At 55.3% G+C, this 17,531-nt stretch carries 16 protein-coding genes; 6 read left to right on the top strand and 10 right to left on the bottom strand.

The window, feature by feature from the left end:
• Positions 1-44 precede the first annotated feature (44 nt).
• From DNI29_RS05265 to DNI29_RS05280, 4 genes are all read right to left on the bottom strand, one after another.
• Positions 45-668 (bottom strand): hypothetical protein, encoded by a 624-nt coding sequence (locus DNI29_RS05265; RefSeq protein WP_110976991.1) that lies wholly within the window; start codon positions 666-668, stop codon positions 45-47.
• Positions 669-747: 79 nt separating this feature from the next.
• On the bottom strand, positions 748-1,620 hold the full coding sequence (locus tag DNI29_RS05270; protein WP_110976992.1) for a UbiA family prenyltransferase: 873 nt from the start codon (positions 1,618-1,620) through the stop codon (positions 748-750).
• Between the two features lie 76 nt (positions 1,621-1,696).
• Positions 1,697-2,491, bottom strand: coding sequence for a class I SAM-dependent methyltransferase (locus DNI29_RS05275; protein WP_123823079.1), 795 nt, complete (start codon positions 2,489-2,491; stop codon positions 1,697-1,699).
• 146 nt (positions 2,492-2,637) lie between these two features.
• Entirely contained in the window at positions 2,638-3,078 is a 441-nt protein-coding gene (locus tag DNI29_RS05280) for a hypothetical protein (protein ID WP_110976994.1), read from the bottom strand.
• A gap of 482 nt (positions 3,079-3,560) precedes the next feature.
• Between DNI29_RS05280 and DNI29_RS05285 the strand changes: the two genes are divergently transcribed.
• The 5 genes from DNI29_RS05285 (at position 3,561) to DNI29_RS05310 (ending at position 9,809) form a co-directional block, all read left to right on the top strand.
• The gene (locus DNI29_RS05285) at positions 3,561-4,199 is read left to right on the top strand and encodes a hypothetical protein (protein WP_110976995.1); all 639 of its coding nucleotides are present in this window, start codon (positions 3,561-3,563) and stop codon (positions 4,197-4,199) included.
• A 120-nt stretch (positions 4,200-4,319) separates the two neighbouring features.
• Positions 4,320-4,619, top strand: coding sequence for a winged helix-turn-helix domain-containing protein (locus DNI29_RS05290; protein ID WP_110976996.1), 300 nt, complete (start codon positions 4,320-4,322; stop codon positions 4,617-4,619).
• Positions 4,620-4,672: 53 nt separating this feature from the next.
• Positions 4,673-6,307, top strand: coding sequence for a DUF4153 domain-containing protein (locus DNI29_RS05295; RefSeq protein ID WP_110976997.1), 1,635 nt, complete (start codon positions 4,673-4,675; stop codon positions 6,305-6,307).
• A 203-nt stretch (positions 6,308-6,510) separates the two neighbouring features.
• Positions 6,511-6,753, top strand: a complete 243-nt coding sequence (locus DNI29_RS05300) for a hypothetical protein (RefSeq protein WP_110976998.1) — start codon at positions 6,511-6,513, stop codon at positions 6,751-6,753.
• Between the two features lie 677 nt (positions 6,754-7,430).
• The gene (locus DNI29_RS05310; RefSeq protein WP_238388004.1) at positions 7,431-9,809 is read left to right on the top strand and encodes a transglycosylase domain-containing protein; all 2,379 of its coding nucleotides are present in this window, start codon (positions 7,431-7,433) and stop codon (positions 9,807-9,809) included.
• 81 nt (positions 9,810-9,890) lie between these two features.
• On the opposite strand, the gene DNI29_RS05315 is transcribed toward DNI29_RS05310, so the two are convergent.
• From DNI29_RS05315 to DNI29_RS05330, 4 genes are all read right to left on the bottom strand, one after another.
• Entirely contained in the window at positions 9,891-10,580 is a 690-nt protein-coding gene (locus DNI29_RS05315) for a DUF2625 domain-containing protein (protein ID WP_110977299.1), read from the bottom strand.
• A 61-nt stretch (positions 10,581-10,641) separates the two neighbouring features.
• Positions 10,642-11,556 carry a TIGR01777 family oxidoreductase gene (locus tag DNI29_RS05320; RefSeq protein WP_110977000.1) on the bottom strand — a complete coding sequence of 305 codons (915 nt, stop codon included), beginning with the start codon at positions 11,554-11,556 and terminating at the stop codon, positions 10,642-10,644.
• A 90-nt stretch (positions 11,557-11,646) separates the two neighbouring features.
• Positions 11,647-12,333: a GTP cyclohydrolase I FolE gene (folE, locus tag DNI29_RS05325; protein ID WP_110977001.1), complete on the bottom strand. Its 687-nt coding sequence runs from the start codon at positions 12,331-12,333 to the stop codon at positions 11,647-11,649.
• On the bottom strand, positions 12,326-12,733 hold the full coding sequence (locus tag DNI29_RS05330) for a 6-pyruvoyl trahydropterin synthase family protein (RefSeq protein WP_110977002.1): 408 nt from the start codon (positions 12,731-12,733) through the stop codon (positions 12,326-12,328). Before DNI29_RS05330 ends, folE begins: the two co-directional genes overlap by 8 nt.
• Positions 12,734-13,015: 282 nt before the next feature.
• On the opposite strand from DNI29_RS05330, the gene DNI29_RS05335 reads away from it, so the two are divergent.
• Positions 13,016-13,726 carry a DNA repair ATPase gene (locus DNI29_RS05335; RefSeq protein ID WP_110977003.1) on the top strand — a complete coding sequence of 237 codons (711 nt, stop codon included), beginning with the start codon at positions 13,016-13,018 and terminating at the stop codon, positions 13,724-13,726.
• 83 nt (positions 13,727-13,809) lie between these two features.
• Here the strand turns inward: DNI29_RS05335 and DNI29_RS05340 are convergent, their stop codons facing one another.
• Together DNI29_RS05340 and DNI29_RS05345 are read right to left on the bottom strand one after the other, a co-directional pair.
• The gene (locus tag DNI29_RS05340) at positions 13,810-14,394 is read right to left on the bottom strand and encodes an inorganic diphosphatase (RefSeq protein WP_238388005.1); all 585 of its coding nucleotides are present in this window, start codon (positions 14,392-14,394) and stop codon (positions 13,810-13,812) included.
• Positions 14,395-14,429: 35 nt separating this feature from the next.
• Positions 14,430-17,423: a M1 family metallopeptidase gene (locus DNI29_RS05345; RefSeq protein ID WP_110977005.1), complete on the bottom strand. Its 2,994-nt coding sequence runs from the start codon at positions 17,421-17,423 to the stop codon at positions 14,430-14,432.
• Between the last annotated feature and the right edge of the window lie 108 nt (positions 17,424-17,531).

Genomic DNA, 17,531 nt, shown 5'->3' on the forward strand with positions numbered 1-17,531 from the left:
GGGTTTCGGCTTTGTAGTTGAGGTAGCACTGCTTAATGCAGCCGTTAGGGAAGGCGCACTACCTGCTTGCGCAACGGCGACCAGGCGATGGTGTGGCGGTCTTCTTTCCCTAGCAGGTACTGGAAGGCTACGGCATCGGGGCGGCGACGCAGGTCGTCCCAGGCGGTGCGGTCGGTGCCAGCGGGAGCTTCGGTAGAATCTGGGAAGGTAGCGGACGAGGCTACGGCGGGGCGGCGGAAATTCTTATCGGCGAAGAACTCCTGGATGCGGCGGCGTACATAAGCCTCGCGCTCCGCCTGGGTGGCGGTGGGGCCTTTCATCTCATACACCATAGCGGCTTCCAGATCAGGAGCCGACAGCACTTCGCGGAAAATAACCTGGCCGGAAGCGCTTGTGATTGTGAAGGTGGCTTCGCCGGTAAGTACGGAGGCCCCGCGCATAACCAGCGAAAACGCATCGGGCGAGCCAGGCGCGGAGAAGACATGCCGACTCCGAGCCGTCAGAAGCGTATCGGCCTGCGCATCCACGGCAGCGGGTCGGGCAGTGTCCATGGGTTCGGCCACCGAATCGGGGGTAGCAGATGTAGCAGTGGCGCTGGCCGAGTCGGAAGTGGGCGAGGAGCAGGCGGCGGCCAGCAGCAGAGGCGAGAACAGCAGAAAGGCACGCATAAGAAAAAGCAAATGAGGGAGAGTAGAAGGCACTACGCAAGCTGAACGGTTGGCGTTTCCTCCGCTGAACGGTTGCTTTTTACCACAACAGCATCAGCAAAAAGGCGGCACTCAGGCACAGTGAGGAAACCTGGTTCATGCGCATGGTATGGTCGAAGTCGGCAGCGGCTTCTTGTCGCCATACGGCCATAGCCCACCGCAAAAACAGAACCACAACCGGGCCGGTAGCTACCAGAAATACCAGGGCATGCCTGGTTTCCTGCCGCCAAACATACACGGCCACCAGCACGGCAGCTCCTGCCGCCAAGGCTACACCTGCAAACACAAACGTGCCCCGAATGCCCAGCCTCAAGCTTAGCGTACGGTCGCCGCGCCGGGCGTCCTCGGCGTGCTGATACACTTGGGTAAGGGGGTAGGAGCCGCACAGAAACAGGGTGCTGACTAGGGCCAGGGCCACATTGTCGGGTGCTAGGAGCTGGACGGAGGAGGTGCCTACCCCCACCTGCGTCATCAGGAAGGTGTAAGCACCCTGGAAAACCACAACCACGACTGTACTCAGCAAGGGGTACTTCTTCAGCCGAATGCCTTCGTAGCTGTACGCCTTCGATACCAACAGATAGACTGCTACTAGCCCCGCAAAAGGCAGGTTCAGCAGAGCCGCTCCCAGCACAGCCAGTACATCAAAAAGCCAAACCAAGTGCAGTAGCTCCCGCGACACCTTAGGGGGGCGGCGCAGGCCTCCAATACTACCTTCATCCCGGTCGTAGTAGCTGTTGTAGCCATTGGAGGCGGGGTAGGCCAGCAGGTGGAGCACCACAAACACCGCGGCGGCCCGCCAACCGCTGAAGGGCTGCCGCAACGCACTCAGCCCAAACCAGAAAACGGGCATCAGATACACCGAAAACGGGATGCGCAGCAAAGGCAGAGCGCGGCGGTAAGCGGCAAGCGGCATAGCAAGAGGCAGGAGCGGAGGGGATATAAAGGGCAGGCAGCCTACGGGCCGCGAGGCGCAAGCTACGGGTTACCGATTAGTTCTTGGCCTGAGCCGGTACCCCGATTAAATACGTTACCTCGGGGCCCCACCAGTGGCGCACTACCCCCGCTTGCCACCGAAAGGCCCCTTCCGGATCGGCACGGAGCGCCAATGCTCGCAATTGCTCAGGGGGGTAGAGACGCAAAATTGAAACGCAACCGTCCCAGATGGTAAACAGCGGAATCAGGGGAATGAGGTAGGTGAAAATCAGCCGGCTAACCCGGAAAGGCCGGATAAACGGCGTGATGAGCAGTTGGGCTACTGGCAGCACGGTACAGGCCAGCAGTATTTCCCACCAATGCTTGCCAGCGCCCTCAAACACCCCAATACCTGCCTCCCGGCGCACAGCATCGGCCAGAATAGCCTCGGCAGCGGCTGGAGGGAAGTGGTGAAATGCCGAAAAAATGGTGCGGAACCCCGTAAGCCCTGACGGCACGGCAGTAGCATCAACGGGTGCTGCCTCGTAGCCCAGGCCGGGCGTTTGGGCCTGCAACTGCTGCCAGGCTGCTGGCTGGGGGTAGAGGTCGGTGAGCAGCACCTTGGCCTGAGGGAGTCCACTGGCTTGCAGGCGGCGTAGCACGCCGGCCGTGCCACCGCCAGCGCCCGCACCTAACTCCAGCAGTTGCGTGTTGCGGGTTTCGCGCAGGGCCTCTAGTAACAGCGGTACAATAGGCTGGTAGGTTTCCAGGGCCGAAATCATGAACCGCAAGTAGTCCATCATACCCGCCCGGATTACGGCCGGAAACCAGGCTAAATCTTCAAACTCGAATAACTGGAGGCGCAGCTTCATGGGCATACCCTACGCGAAGCCGTCTGCTTTGGCTACCCGAAAACGAAAGATGCCCTCAATAAGATAGCGTAATGTCGAGCACAGCTGAGGAATCTCGCTCGGCCATGCTCGGCACTACGCTATCTATTATACTAACTAGTACCCTACTAGTCACAGGCAGTGGCTTGGCTCACGTTTTCACGCTGACTGGGGCTATAGAGCCACAGTACGGTAAGCATAGCGGCTGCCCAATAAGGCAGCGACATGTTCAGAACATCGCGCATAGAATTGACGGGCAGTAGCAGTTCCAGCAGTTGGTTGGCTAGCAGGAAGAAAGCCGTAACTCCCACTAAAGCCAATGACCGCCTTGAAAGCCCCACCCGCAGCTTGCACATCAAACTGAAAAACGGAATAACCAGCGGCACAATGGCCAGGGAAACCAGCGCGGCTACCAGCCCCGTCATGAGGGCAATAGGGTAGTCGTCGAATCGGTCGAGAGCGAAATCGAGAAGAAGCCACAGCGTGCCACCCAGGTTGGCGAAGATCCATAGGATGAAAGCCCGGGCTGTGGTGGAGTATGTAGAGGTCGAGAGAAGAAGTGACAACATTGCAAAGCGTTTAAAAGGAAAGCGGGCTTAGTAACAATGTGCAGGTAGCATAGCAGGATATGGGTAGCAACAAAGGTTAGGCCAATGGGCAATACGCTCAGAAAAACGCTGTGGATTGTGTAAATCCAGTTTTTTGTTGGGAATTGACTATCCCGAAATGGTCCTGCCGACTAGGCTAGGAAGCTGGGCAAGGTTAGGTAGCAGTCTTTGTCCAGTGTCAGCGGAGCTTAATCCTTGGTTATTCTGCTACAAGGTTGATAAGCAAGGCGGGGGTAGGGCGCTGCGCATAGCTTAAAATGAAGCCCTGGAAAGTTTAGCCACAGCACTAAGGGGCTGTTGCCAGCCGTTTAGTTGTTGGGTTATAACAGTAACTAGTAGACACCGGCTACTAGCGAAGTGGAGCCTAAATGAAAATAATTGCCATCAGGACTAGGAAACCCGCGCAAACCTTTCTTGCTTTGTAACGCAAAGTTCTTTAGACAATGTCGAAGCCTGTTACTGATCCGCTTGCTCAGCTCACCGAGATTCGCGCCATTATGGAGCGCTCCTCCCGCTTTATCTCGCTCAGTGGCCTTTCGGGGGTAGGAGCGGGCGTTGTGGCCTTACTGGGAGTTGGGGCCGGGCATTTGTATCTGCAGCAGCGCTACCCTTACGCGGGCTACCTGCAGTTGGTACAAAGCACTCCAGCTGAGCGGCAGCAAGCACTGCCAGCCCTGCTGCTGCTGGCATTCGGTATTATTGGGGCAGCGCTGGCCGTGGCTACCTTCTTCACGGTGCGTCGGGCGCGCCGAGCCGGGCAGCCGTTGTGGAGCGCTCTGGGACGGCGGCTGGCTATCAGCCTCATGGTTCCGCTGGTGGCCGGCGGACTGTTTTGCCTGGCTTTGTTCTGGCAGGGGGCGGTAGGGCTGGTGGTACCCGGGCTGCTGCTGTTCTATGGCCTAGCTTTGCTGAACGCCAGCAAATACACCCTTGATGAAATTAGGTGGCTGGGTCTCACCGAAATGGTGCTAGGATTGGTGGCTGTGTTGTTCCCCGGCTTTGGGTTGGCGTTCTTTGCGCTCGGTTTTGGGCTGGGGCATATCGGGTATGGCCTCCTGATGTATAACCGCTACGAACGGTAAATGAGTAATGAAGCAATGAGGTAAGCAGGACGATATCCGTAGGCTAGAAAAGGCCATGGCACGTCATCTGTTTTCTTTACCCCAAAGCTTCGGCACTTCATCTCCACATTTCTTTCCTCCTTGAAACACGTCATCCACACGCTTAATAAAGCCTTCGACAATCGGGTTCGGTTGGGCGTAATGGCTGTGCTGATGGCTAACGACTCAGTGAGTTTCAATGAGTTGAAAGAAGCTTTGGACCTGACCGACGGCAACCTGGCAAGCCACGTCGCGGCCCTCGAAAAAGCCGGATACGTGCAAGTCAGTAAGCAATTTGTAGGCAAGAAGCCAAACACCACCTACGCCGCTTCCACGGAAGGGAAATCGGCGTTTCAAGATCATCTGGCCGCTTTAGAAAAGCTTCTGCGCGGAGGAGCGTAATTTTTTTGCCTATATACTTTGAATTGCAAAGTTCTTTTAAAAAATAACTAGCTATGAATTCACTTGCCTCTGCGCTACCTGGCGCTGCTACTGTGCCGGCCCGGAACCGCGCTACGCCTATTGCCCTCACAGCCCTGCAAAAACTGCTGCTGCCAACGGGCGCGGTGCTATTTGATGTGCTGTTCTGGAACCAGGAGGTCGGCCTCAATCTGGCCTTATATACGCTATTTGTGGTAGGGGCCACGCTGGCCGGTTTACCGCGCTATGCGGCGGTGTGGCGCTCAGGCTACTTCTGGCTGATGCTGGCCGGTACGGCGCTAAGTGCAGGCTGTGTGTTGGTGCTGGGTTCTGGGGCAGCCAAGCTGGCCTGCGTGGCTTCAATGATTATGCTGCTGGGCTACGTGAACCAACCTCATCTGAAGCTGGTAGCATTTGCCTTGCTTACGGCTGTAGGAGGTGCCGCGCGGGCTCTGCCGGGTTTCCTGCCTTACCTGTGGCCCTCGCGCCAGGAGGCGGGTGCTTCCAACAAATGGAGGCGCACCCGCTTTTATGGCCGGCTGCTGCTGCTACCCATTCTGATTGTGGTAGGGTTCCACATCCTGTTTAGCCTAGCTAACCCGCGCTACGACCAGCTGGCTACCGCCGTTTTTGCCCGGGTAGGAGAGTGGCTGGCGGCCTTGCTACCGGCCATATCAGTGGGGCATGTGCTGTTCTTTGTGCTGGGGCTGACCCTTACAGCCGGAGCTCTGGTAGTAGTACCGTTTCACTTCTTCCAGGATCAGGAGTCGCGCTTGGGAGAGTTTGTGCGGCGGCAGCGCGACCGGGTAGCCTCCTTTGGAGTGCGGCACCCCAACTTCCACGCCCGCACCTTCCGCTCCCTCGATTTGCGCAAGGAGTACCTCATGGCGCTGGCCGTGTTTGGGCTGGTGAATGCACTGCTGCTGGTGGTGAACATCATTGATATCAACTGGATATGGCTGGGCTTCGCGCCTACTCCCGGCTTCGATTTGACCCAGTTTGTGCATGAGGGTACTTATGTGCTGATTCTGAGTATTCTGGTAGCTATGGGTATTGTACTCTGGTTTTTCCGCCGCAATCTGAATTTCTATGCGCCCGGCCTACAGGTATTGCGCTGGGGTGCTACCGTGTGGGTGGTGCAGAACGCGGTACTCGTAATATCAGTGGGGCTGCGCAATTACTACTACATCACCTACACGGGCTTGGCCTACAAGCGCATTGGGGTATATGGGTTTCTGTTGCTGACGTTGTTTGGGCTAGGTACGGTACTGCTGAAAATCTGGCAGCGCCGCTCGGCCTACTCCCTGGTGCGCCTCAATGGGTTAGCCGCGTATGGCGTGCTGCTGCTGCTGGCACTGGGCAACTGGGAAATCTGGATGGTGCGCTACAACCTAAGCCCCCGGTTCAAAGATGTAGATCTGGGTTTTCTGCTGGAAATGCCCGAGCGGGTGCTGCCCGAGCTAGCGGCCCGGCAGCAGGTACTGCAGGGCATGACGCGCATTGTTATTAGTCCGCCCGGCAGCTACACCGAGCGGCGTGCTACCCCCCTCGAAGCCCAGGAAGCCATTCAGGCCCGTATTGCCGCCTGGCGCCGCAATTATCCCGAGTACCACAGCTGGCAAAGCTGGACCTACGCAGAGGCCAGCGCCTACGAGCAGCTAACGAAATAAGAATTCCCGTTGCCCCGGCGTCTTCCCTGGCAGCCATGTGTTTATCCTATCCGCCTGTATTGCTACCCTACCTGCTTCCTACCCTATAAACCTATCGGCTATCCTACCTCAATTGTGGCTGCCAGGCTGCCCGCTGGTCCAAGGGCACATAGCCCGTCTACGCAAGTTTAGTTCTTACTTCACCTCCTACCTCTTCCTACCCCATGAACCTTGCTCAACTTGGCCTTACGCTGGCAGGCGGCCTGCTCTGCGCATGCTGCATCGGTGCCCTGGCTGTTCTGTTAACTTGGCGCGAACGGGCCGCCTCGGCCCCAGAGCGGTGGCGGCGTCTGGTAACAGTTGTGCTACCGGGCTCGGTCGTACTGTTAGGACTTATGCTCTGGACACTGCTACATGTAATGCTGCTGTGGGCACCCGGTGCGGGCGGGGTGGTAGCGGTCCGCTAACGGGCTAATAGCTTCCAGTCACTCTTTTCTACAGTAAATCACGATTAACGTACCAGACTGACGCAAGTGCCGCCAGCAGCCATGGCATACTGAATAACAGCATTATATTCACTGTCCCAAGTAGAAGTTGATCAGTCAGAGAGGAAGATCTGAAGTCGTATTGTCCCCAGAAATACAATAGTGTAACGCCCGAAGCCAGGGCTACAAATGCCAGAAAAATAAGCAAAGTGCCAAGTAGAACATATGCAGCGCGCTGCACAAAATGAGGTAGGACACTCACTCGCTGAAAAAGTCGCCGCATGGCGGGCTGCCGCAGTAGGGCGAACACTGTTGCGGGTATAATGCTTATACCTAGTAATGCAAAGGTTAGATTTACGTAATCTGCAACAGAGGGAAGCGACATACCCAGCAAGGCAGTGGTTAAGGGTAATAGTGGGAATAACACTAGGCCACCACCTACAGTCAGCCAAGTATGTAGTCGCGCTCTTCGGGCAAGCTCATCAGAGGAGAGGGAGTAAACTGACATATTGGATACCATAAAAGCTGAGATGAAGGATAGAGGCTATATGTTAAAGCAATAGTACAACGATTGTTTCATCGTGCCTCCCGCCTTGAACTGGTATATTTGCGACTCCGTTGCCGGTTCGTCCCGCTTCGTCCGCCTCAACGCGCCCTGAATGTCCGCTCCCGACTCTTCTACCCCGAATTCTTCAACGCGCCCCGCCCGGAACTGGCCCAATATTCTCTCCCGCACGTTCTGGGGAATTTTTGTGCTAGGTGCCGGTACTTTCCTGCTTTACCCTATTCTGGTGAGCATGAACTTCATGTTCCTGTTTGGAAAGTCGCCAAGCCTGGAGGAGCTGGAGAACCCGCGGGTAGAGCAGCCCTCTCAGGTGTTTACCGCCGATGGGGTGCTGATAGGCCGCTACTTCCGCGAAAACCGCTCGCCCGTGCCCTTGAGCAAAATGTCGCCCTGGCTGCTAAAAGCGCTGATTTCCACGGAGGATATTCGTTACCAGGACCATTCTGGCATTGACCCCATTGCTATTGCCCGGGCCGTGGCCGGAGTAGCCACGGGCGGAAGCGGGGGTGGGGGCTCCACCATCACCCAGCAGCTGGCCAAAAACCTGTATAAAACCCGCCGCAAAGAGAATACTGGCCTATTAGGCCACGTTCCGTTGGTAGGCACACTCATCAGCAAAACCAAGGAGTGGCTGACTGCTGTAGAGTTGGAGCGCCGCTACACCAAGGATGAAATCTTGGCTCTTTACTTCAATACCGTTGAGTATGGCTCCCAGGCATACGGCATTAAAGTAGCCGCCAAAACCTTCTACAGCACCTCGCCCGATAGCCTGACCATTGAGCAGGCAGCTATGCTGGTGGGTATGCTCAACAACCCTACGGCCTACAACCCTAAATTTCACCCCGTAGCGGCTCGCAAACGCCGCGACTTGGTGCTGACCCGCATGGGCCAGGCCGGCGTGCTGACGGCGGCGCAGGTGAAGGCCGAGCAGGCTACCCCCATCGTGCTCCAATATCAGGTTGAAAAGCACGTCGATGGACCCGAAACGTATTTCCGCGGAGCTGTAAGTCAGTTCGTAAATGAGTGGTGCAAGAAGAACGGCTACGATATGTACCGCGACGGACTGCGCATTTATACCACCATCGACTCGCGCATGCAGAGTCATGCTGAAGAGGCCGTGCAGAAGAAGATGAAGACCCTGCAGCGCACCTTCGATAACTTCTGGCGCAATCGGGGCAAAAATCCGTGGGTAGATGAGGAGGGCAATGAAATTCCCGACTTCATTGAAACCCAAATGAAACGCACGGAGCAGTATAAGGAGCTAGCCGCACGCTATAAAGGCCGGCCTGATCTGCTCGACTCTGCTTTGCACCGCAAGCGCCCCATGAAGGTGTTTACCTGGAAGGGCGATGGTGATACCACCCTGGTAATGTCGCCGCTCGATTCGCTGGCCTACTACAAGCGCTTCCTGCGGGCAGGTATGATGACCATGGACCCCTTCACCGGCCAAATTAAGGCCTGGGTGGGTGGCCTCAATTACCGCTTCTTCCAATATGACCACGTGAAGCAGGGCAAGCGCCAAGCAGGCTCTACTTTTAAGCCTTTCGTATACCTGACGGCCCTCGATAACGGCTACTCGCCCTGCGACCGTATTCGGGATGAACGCGTGACCATTAACTACGTGGAGAACGGGCAGCCCATGGAGTGGAAGCCCGACAACGTGACCCGCGAGTACACCGGCATGAACATGACGCTACGTTACGCCATGGCTCGCTCGGTGAACTCCGTAACAGCTCAGCTTACTGAGAAGGTAGGCTGGGACAACGTAGCCAAATACGCTAATAAAGTAGGTATTCGGAGCAAGTTACTGCCGGTGCCTAGTATCGGCCTTGGCTCAGGCGGCGATGTGAGCGTGTACGAAATGGTGAATGCCTATAGCACCTTCGTGAATCAGGGATTCCGCCCGGAGCCCAGGATTGTGACTCGCATCGAAGATTTAAATGGAAACGTGCTGGTGCAGTTCGACCCCCAGCAGAAACGGGTTATTCCGGCCGAAACCGCCTGGCTAATGACTTATATGCTGCGTGGCGGCATGGAAGAACCCGGCGGCACTTCTCAGGCCCTCTGGGACTACGAGCTGTGGAAGAAGAATAACCAGATTGGAGGCAAAACCGGTACTACCTCTAACTACTCTGATGGCTGGTACATGGGCGTCACGAAGGACTTGGTGACCGGCGTATGGGTAGGCGGCGAGGACCGGAGCATTCACTTTCTGAACTCCCAGCAAGGGGAGGGGGGGCGCACGGCCTTGCCCATCTTCGGCACTTACATGGAGAAACTTTATCAGGACCCTGAACTGGACATCCGAATGGGCCCTTTCCCTCAGCCTACCGTCAAAATATCGAAAAAGTATAACTGCGTATCGGCTGCTGAGCCGCGTCGCCGCCGGGTAGAAGCGGTAGATACTATTGTGGTCGATAACCTGCTGGAAAACCTAAACAACGGTACCGTACCCGTGCCGGACAGCTTGTAGCCTCACTGATTTTTAACAAAAAGCCCCGGCAATTGCTGCTGGGGCTTTTTTTATTGTGGTCACGCAAAGACCTAGAAAAACTCAGTGAATATTAAGCTCCTGACGAAACTGATTATTCAGTGTCCAAAGCTCCGCCAACGGCACAGGCCGACGGCTAAGCTTGCGCATGTCTTTACCTTCTTTGGTGAATAGGTAGGGGTAGCAACTAAACCCCTGTGTGCCGTCCAATAGCTTTACATCTTGTTCCCAAGTAGCCCACCGTAAGCCCTCATAAAATTTCTTGAGGTCACCGGAGAAACTGAAAATCAGGAATTCTGAGTATGTCATGTCGGTGTTCTCCCACCGTAGCGTATCGGGTGCGAAGTAGTAAACCTTTCCTAGGGTTTCTGTGCCGAACGCGCCGCCGTTAATAGCGAAGAAGCCACCTAGTACATCATCTGCAACAAGAAGAAAGCCATCTTGCCGGCCATGGTTCCATGCCGCAAGGTTTCGATTAAGCAGCACAGAGCCCGAGCCGAGAATACGAAGCCAGCCATGATCTACCAAAAGGCCCCCGGTTTCATAAATAATTGCTCCCATCGGGGAGCGGGTTGTCACCTGAACAGCCTGCAAAACGCTATCTGCCTGAGTCTGGTCTTTCGGTAAAATCTGAACAGGATTTCTTGCTTCCTTGATCCAGCTTTGAACTAGTGGCCACCCTGAATCCTGGTGATTTACCAATTCAGCTAATGTTCTTGTGGCCGAGTTTTGAGCAAAGGAATTGAATTGCATTAGCAGCAGTAAGCTAGTCGATACGATAACCTTAAACATGCTGCAGAAGGAGAAACGGTAGTTACCCCTCGTTACTATAAAATGACTCCAGCGCTGCCTGCAGGGTAGGGAATTCGAATTTGAAACCTTGCTTCAGCGTTTTTTCGGCGCTTACCCGCTGGCTCGCCAATACAATCTCGCTCATCTCTCCCATCACCAGCTTCAGCCCGAACTCCGGAACTTTGGGCAGTACCAGCGGGCGGTGCAGCACCGAGGCCAAGGTTTCGGTGAACTCCTTATTGGTAACGGGGGTAGGCGACACGGCATTGTAGGTGCCCTGCCACTGCGGTTCTTCCATGGCCTGTATAAACAAGCGGCACAGGTCGTCGAGGTGAATCCAGGACATATACTGACGGCCCGAACCCAGCGGAGCACCGGCCATGAGCTTCACTGTGCGAGCCAACGGCACCAAGGCGCCACCCTCCGGACTCAGCACAATGCCAATCCGGAAAATAGCCGTCCGAATACCATCGGCCGCTACCTGTTGGGCGGCCGCTTCCCATTGCTGGCAAACTTCGGCCAGAAAGTCGCCGGGGGCCGGAGCGGTTTCTTCGGTTACTATCTCGTCGTCCCGGTCGCCGTAGATGCCAATAGCCGAAGCCGAAATAAAGGCCTGCACATGATGCGTATGCCGGGCCAGTTCCCGCGCCATCAACTGCGTACCTGCCAGCCGGCTCGACAGAATTTCGCGCTTGCGCTCCTGGGTCCATTTGCCATCGGAAACGCTGCTGCCGGCCAGGTTGATAATATAATCGGCGTAGCGCACGGCCGCTTCATCTACGGTTCCCGCCAGCGGGTCCCAGCGGAAACTGCGGTAGCGGCCGCTACCAGGGGTGCGGCTTAGCAGGGCTACTTCGTACCCGGCATCAATGAGCATTTCAGCGAGGCGGGTGCCAATCATGCCGGTACCCCCGGTAATCAAAACTTTGCGCGACATGGGTGGGAACAGGTAGTTCAGGGCTGCAATAGGGGTAGCATGCCAGTAAGAGGTAGCACGCCCGAAGATGAGCGGAAAGCTACTAGCTTTTTATTTGCCAAGCAGCCGCAAAAACTCCTGCCGCAGGGCCTCATCGCGCCTGAAAGCACCGCCGTACTCGGCCGTGAGCGTGCTGCTGCTGGTGTCATTTACTCCCCGGCTCATTACGCACAAGTGGTCAGCCTCAATCAGGACAGCCACGTTTTCGGTGCGCAGGGTTGTTTTCAGCTCTTCCGCAATCTGGCGGGTGAGGCGCTCCTGTACCTGAGGCCGGCGGGCGAAGTACTGCACTACCCGGTTCAGCTTGCTGAGGCCTACCACATGCTCGCCCGGCAGGTAAGCTACGTGCGCCTTGCCAATAATCGGGACGAAGTGGTGCTCACAGCACGAAAACAGCGTAATGTCCCGCTCCACTAGCATGTTTTGATACTGGTAGCGGTTCTCAAACAGCTTTACGTCGGGGCGGTGCTTGGGGTCCAGGCCTTTAAACCACTCCTGCACGTACATCTTCGCTACCCGTTTGGGGGTGCCGCTTAGGCTGTCATCTGTGAGGTCAAGCCCGAGAATCTGCATGATTTCGCGGAAGTGGCCCGAAATGGCGGTAATCTTTTCATCGTCGCTGAGCTGGAAAGCGTCAGGACGGAGGGGGGTGCGCAAGTCAGCCGGCAATTGGCCATCGACGGCCGGACGGTCAGCGGCACCGTCCGCGGCGGCAGCCGCAGTAGCGGTGTTATCCATGGTATTCTACAAAATTGCGTTCGGTCTCATACAGCGTGACCGATAGGGCCAGATGCTCCGCCAGATGTGGGCGTAGCCGCTGCCAAATCACTACGGCAATATTTTCGGCCGTAGGATTAAGGTGGCGAAACTCCTCCGTGTCTAGGTTGAGGTTCCGGTGGTCAAAGGTATCCAGAATCTCGCGTTTGATCAGGTCACTTAGCCGCTTCATGTCATAGACGTACCCTGTTGCCGGGTCAATCTCTCCCGTCAGCTTTACGATTAACTCGTAATTATGTCCGTGATAGTGAGGGTTGTTGCACTTGCCAAACGTGGCTTGGTTCTGCTCCTCATCCCAGGCCGCATTGTGCAGGCGGTGGGCAGCATTAAAGTGTTCTTTGCGGCAGACGGTAATGGGCATAGTCGAGGATAAACGGGAACAGGCGGCTTTTGTTTAAAGTACTGTCGAGAATATCAGATAGTTGACACAAAATGAAGGCGGTAGCTCAACAGGAAGAAATGATAAATGTTAGCATATAAGTAATTATGAATATTAATTTTCTAACAAAACACAGCTTTCTTCAAAAAAAACAATCTGGCCTGTGGCAAGATGCTGGGAGTGTAGTTAAATTTGATGAACCGGAATTCAATAAGCCGGATATCACACCTGCAAATCATTTCTTCTCAACCTATTTCATTGTCTATGAAACGAGGCGTACTCTTCTCTCTGCTGCTGATGTTGGCAACGTCGGTGACTAGCTTCGCGCAAAAGTCGCCTGTGGATGAAACGGAAATGGCCGTTAAAGGCATTCCGCGCAAAGGTCAGCGTGTTTCCGTGCAGCTGGATAGCAAGCGCGTGGAAGACTCCTGGAAAAAGCAGTTGGACGAGCAGTTCGGCAGCAAAGTAAAAGCCGATAAAGGCATTTACACCATGGATGGGGTCGTAATTGAAGCCATTGCCAAAACGCCTGTGCGCGTAATTAGCAAGGTTGACGCCGTGCCGACCGGTACCACTATTTGGTGGTCAATTGACTTGGGTAACGCTTACCTGAGCAAAGAATCGACGCCGGTGCAGTGGAAAGCCGCTGAAGGCTACCTGAAGGATTTTGCTCGCAAACTCTACCGCGAAGACTTGGCTGTGCAGGTAGCAGAAGCTGAAAGAGCGCTGGTATCGTCGCAGAACAACCACACGGCGGTAATTGCTAAAGCCGATGCCATCAAGAAGGACATCGAGAAAAACAAAGCCCGCAAAATTGAGATTCAGCAGCAGCTGGCTCAAAACGCTGCTGAACTGCAGCAGTACAACAACCAGATTGACATGAATCTGAAGGAGCAGGAAGCTGCCCGCGCCGACATTGTGAACATGCGCGTAGCACTGGAAGCAGTGAAAGAGCGTATGAACAAGATTGAGTAGTCTGCCTTCGAATTAGGTTATATACAAACACAAAGCCCCGGCTGCTGGCAGCCGGGGCTTTGTGTTTGTATTGGGGGTAGGATTTACCGTAGCCACCGCCGGATGTACTGGTCAGCTGCCTTTTCATCCTGCCAACCGGCAATGCGGGTTTCAGCGGCGCTGTTCCGGTGCTGGAACCACAAGCTCAATGACTGGCGCACGCCGGGGTAGTGGCGGTTCAACGAAACCCAGTCAGTAGCGTCAGGCAAAATGCGCTGAGCAGGGCGCGCGGGTACAGCCAGCACCACGGGCTCTAGGTTGCTGTTTACATCCAGAACCAGCAGCGCCACCGGAATAACCTCCAGCACAGTGCCCACCGGCTGACTTTCGGCTAGTACCAGCGCGGGTATCGGGTCGGCGGGGGCTTGGGGTGAGATTGGGGCTGTTTGGGTGCCGGGAATAAACCCTAGGTTGCCGGGCACCGGTAGAAATTCGATCAGCTCGTTAGCGCCGGGTTTCTGCGGGAGCTCAAACTGTTGAGTTCCGGGATTGTATTGCTGCTCATGGTTGCTGCCGGCGGGCATTTCCACTACCACCTGCACCAGTTTGCGCTCGGCCGAGAAAGTCGGCAAATCAGCGTAGTCGGTGCGGCAGGCAGTAAGCCCGCCTACCCCCGTCAGTAGCAGCAACCCAAAAGTGTATATAGAGAATCTACGGCAATCCATTAGTTGGCTAACTGCTCATTTAGTATCCGGAAGGGGCTTAGCTCCTCTAGGTGCAGTACAAAGCGAATCCGGTCGGTGAAGTCTTTACGGCTGCTGGGTAACCCATCGGGATATTGTGAGCCAGCTACGGGCAGGTAAACCCGCAGAACATTCTGGCTTGTCGGCAATATAAACTTGCTGATCGGTAGTATCAGGCCAGCATCGTAGTACAGTCTTTGAGGGCTTCGGCCTACTATATCGGTTTGTCGGCTTTTGCTTACGGCTCCAAAATCGGCAAAAACCGCCAGGGGCGTTACCGGTAAATCAGCTTCCAGATTTAAGGTGCTCAGCCACCGTTGGCTTCCTACGGGGAGATAGGCTTTGAAAGCCCCATCCCGATCATCGGTTTGGTGACGCTGAGCCGTGAAGGTTTCCGAAATCTGTTGCCGGTCGAGGAAGACCGTCTGGCGGCGGTAGTCCGGGCTGCCACTCAGGCCAATATAGAACGGATTTTCAGAGGATGATTTTAAGAAACCACCCCCGAACAGGCGGGCCCTGACCTGCTTGCTGGCGCTGTAGTAGCGGGCATACGTAGCAGTAGCCCGGATAAGAGCCGCCTCCTGCCTCTTATTATCCACGGATAAGTCAGGCGTCAGGTAGTTCAACTCTACATGGCCGGTCCAGTTTTGTAGGGCATTGCCGTTCCGAACTCGGTATTCCAGGGCCTGGAAGCTGCTGGTTTGTTGCTGGTCTTGGTCGCGCACAAGGGTGTTGGCGAAGCGTAACTGGTGCTGCAGACCGCCAAAAGCCGAGTGCGGCAGCATCAGGGTAACGCTAGGCTCAAGCTTACGGTAGCGCTCAAAACGCTGAACCTGAAGAGTCGTCAGCAGCTGACGTGCGAATGTGCGAGGTAACACGTTCAGACTTACAGATCCTATGCCATTCAGCTCCTTACGGTTGAAGCTGTACATTGGCATGGCCAGGAAGTTGAGCCGCTTCAGGGCCAGAAGATTGTTGTAGAACGCAGCCCCCAGCATAAACCTATCGGAGGTATTGGCACCTACTACGGGCACCCAGTTGATAAAGTGCCGGTCCCACCGCTCCGGACTAATCAGGGGTTTCAACTGCAGTGGTTCCCAAGTACGTAGCGAGCCGCTAATCTTCATCTGGTCGTCGCGGCGGTTGAGCTGAAGGGTAAGGTAGTCGGGGTCAATTACCACGCGGGCTACCCCAGCTCGACGAAAATTAAGCTGGGTTTCATCCTGCTCGTCGTCTTCGGTGCCTCCAAACACGGGTGTCCATTGCCTTTCCAGTACTTTGCCTTGAGCATCGAGGGTAGCAACAGGTACTGCAAACGGAGCAGGCGAGTCATTTCGAATCAACACCTTTATGGCGTCGTGTTCTGCTTTTAAATCCGATACGGCCGCTTCATAATAATGCTTGGCAGCGAGCATATCCCGGAAAAACCAGTCCAGCTTGTGCCCGCTTACCTCTTCAAATACGGCTTGCATATCTGCCGGGTAAGGATGCCGGAACTGCCAGCGCTGATAGTATACGTGCATGGCTTCATCAAACTTCTCCTGGCCCAGATAACCAGCCAGGTACTTTAGTAGGGAAGCCGTTTTGCTGTATGAAATAAGGCCGTAGTTAATCTTTCCATAGTCGGGCGAGGGGATGCCGCTTATGGGCTGATCCAGACCGCGCGAGGCTATTACGTGGTATACAACCTGATTCAGGGCCGCCGCGGGCAGACTGTCCCATCCCAGCTTCGCCGCCAGTTCCGGTCGTTTCGTGAAAAAGTCAAGTTGGCTGGCGTCGGGGTCTGTCTGCTCGGTCACGCGGGTTTCCATGTACGAGTTTACACCTTCATCCAGCCACGGGAAATCTCGCTCATTAGAGCCCAGAATGCCATAAAACCAATTATGCCCGACTTCGTGCACAATAGCCTCTGGCTGAGTCACGGTTACCATAGGGTATTCCATGCCCGATCCGGCACTTAAAGCTCCTTCCACGGCAGTAGCTGAAGCATACGGATACTCGCCTACCCAGCGGGAATAGAGAGTCAGCGTCTTATTGACATCCTGCAGGCCCTGTATCCACTTTTCAGGCTCTCTATTGGTAAACATCACCCACGAGGTTACGGACTTGCCGGAGGGTAGCGTGACGCTGCTTTTTAGCACGTTATAGCGCTTGTCGGCAAACCAGGCAAAGTCATGCACCCGGTCTTGCACGTAGCGCAGGGTTTTGGTTTCAGGGGCTGAAGCCGGAAACCTAAGGTCGTCACCAAAATCAGCTGGCGTTTTTTTAATTGCCGTAGCCGCCGCCAACTGATCGAGGCGCTGCTGCTCGTCGGGGTTTTGGAGTACGCCGGTAGCGCCTACCACATAATTGGCCGGCAACGTGATGCGGACATCAAACGACCCAAATTCTGAGTAAAACTCTCCTTGATCAAGATAGGGCATCGGATGCCAGCCTTGGCGGTCATATACCGCTGGCTTCGGATACCACTGAGTAATCTGGTAGCTCTGTTTTACATGCCCGAACCGGGAAAACGAATCCGGAATTTTAACCCGGAAGGGGGTAGTAATCGTGATAGAAGCACCAGGAGACAACGGCTGCGGTAAAATCAGCTTGGCCATATCCGGGTTGGCAGCATCATACTGTAAAACAGCCTGCTGGCCATTCACCCGAAAATCTAGCCCATCTATAAATCCGCGCTGCGCTGGGGTAGCAAATTGAAACTCCCGGTTACCCGACCGGAGCTGCTGCCGGGCGAAGGCTGTGTTGTTGTCGCGGTACGCATTGGGCCACAGGTGAAACCAAAGGTAGGGGAGAGTGTCAGGCGAATTATTGGTGTACGTCAGTTCTTCTTGGCCGCTAAGCGTGTGCTGACGGTCATCTAGGATTACATTAATAGAATAGTCGGTTTGTTGCTGCCAGCTGGCCTTGGAGGCTTGGGCGAGGGTAGTGTAGGGCAACAGAAGCAAGCCAAATAGGCGTAGAAACTTTCTCATGAAGGGGTAAGGATGAGCAAATAGCAAAGCGAAAGTAGCCCTTCGCCCCGGAACCAATGCCACAACCTTTGGCCGATAGCCGCGTTTGCAAAGGTGTTCCTAACCACC

Source organism: Hymenobacter sediminis (assembly GCF_003231285.1).
GTDB lineage: Bacteria > Bacteroidota > Bacteroidia > Cytophagales > Hymenobacteraceae > Hymenobacter > Hymenobacter sediminis.

What these genes read in the sequence shown, in the direction of transcription:
- DNI29_RS05265 (WP_110976991.1), bottom strand. Translation starts at nt 668, where the DNA reads ATGCGTGCCTTTCTGCTGTTCTCGCCTCTGCTGCTGGCCGCCGCCTGC.
- DNI29_RS05270 (WP_110976992.1), bottom strand. Translation starts at nt 1,620, where the DNA reads ATGCCGCTTGCCGCTTACCGCCGCGCTCTGCCTTTGCTGCGCATCCCG.
- DNI29_RS05275 (WP_123823079.1), bottom strand. Translation starts at nt 2,491, where the DNA reads ATGAAGCTGCGCCTCCAGTTATTCGAGTTTGAAGATTTAGCCTGGTTT.
- DNI29_RS05280 (WP_110976994.1), bottom strand. Translation starts at nt 3,078, where the DNA reads ATGTTGTCACTTCTTCTCTCGACCTCTACATACTCCACCACAGCCCGG.
- DNI29_RS05285 (WP_110976995.1), top strand. Translation starts at nt 3,561, where the DNA reads ATGTCGAAGCCTGTTACTGATCCGCTTGCTCAGCTCACCGAGATTCGC.
- DNI29_RS05295 (WP_110976997.1), top strand. Translation starts at nt 4,673, where the DNA reads ATGAATTCACTTGCCTCTGCGCTACCTGGCGCTGCTACTGTGCCGGCC.
- DNI29_RS05300 (WP_110976998.1), top strand. Translation starts at nt 6,511, where the DNA reads ATGAACCTTGCTCAACTTGGCCTTACGCTGGCAGGCGGCCTGCTCTGC.
- DNI29_RS05310 (WP_238388004.1), top strand. Translation starts at nt 7,431, where the DNA reads ATGTCCGCTCCCGACTCTTCTACCCCGAATTCTTCAACGCGCCCCGCC.
- DNI29_RS05315 (WP_110977299.1), bottom strand. Translation starts at nt 10,580, where the DNA reads ATGCAATTCAATTCCTTTGCTCAAAACTCGGCCACAAGAACATTAGCT.
- DNI29_RS05320 (WP_110977000.1), bottom strand. Translation starts at nt 11,556, where the DNA reads ATGTCGCGCAAAGTTTTGATTACCGGGGGTACCGGCATGATTGGCACC.
- folE (WP_110977001.1), bottom strand. Translation starts at nt 12,333, where the DNA reads ATGGATAACACCGCTACTGCGGCTGCCGCCGCGGACGGTGCCGCTGAC.
- DNI29_RS05330 (WP_110977002.1), bottom strand. Translation starts at nt 12,733, where the DNA reads ATGCCCATTACCGTCTGCCGCAAAGAACACTTTAATGCTGCCCACCGC.
- DNI29_RS05335 (WP_110977003.1), top strand. Translation starts at nt 13,016, where the DNA reads ATGAAACGAGGCGTACTCTTCTCTCTGCTGCTGATGTTGGCAACGTCG.
- DNI29_RS05345 (WP_110977005.1), bottom strand. Translation starts at nt 17,423, where the DNA reads ATGAGAAAGTTTCTACGCCTATTTGGCTTGCTTCTGTTGCCCTACACT.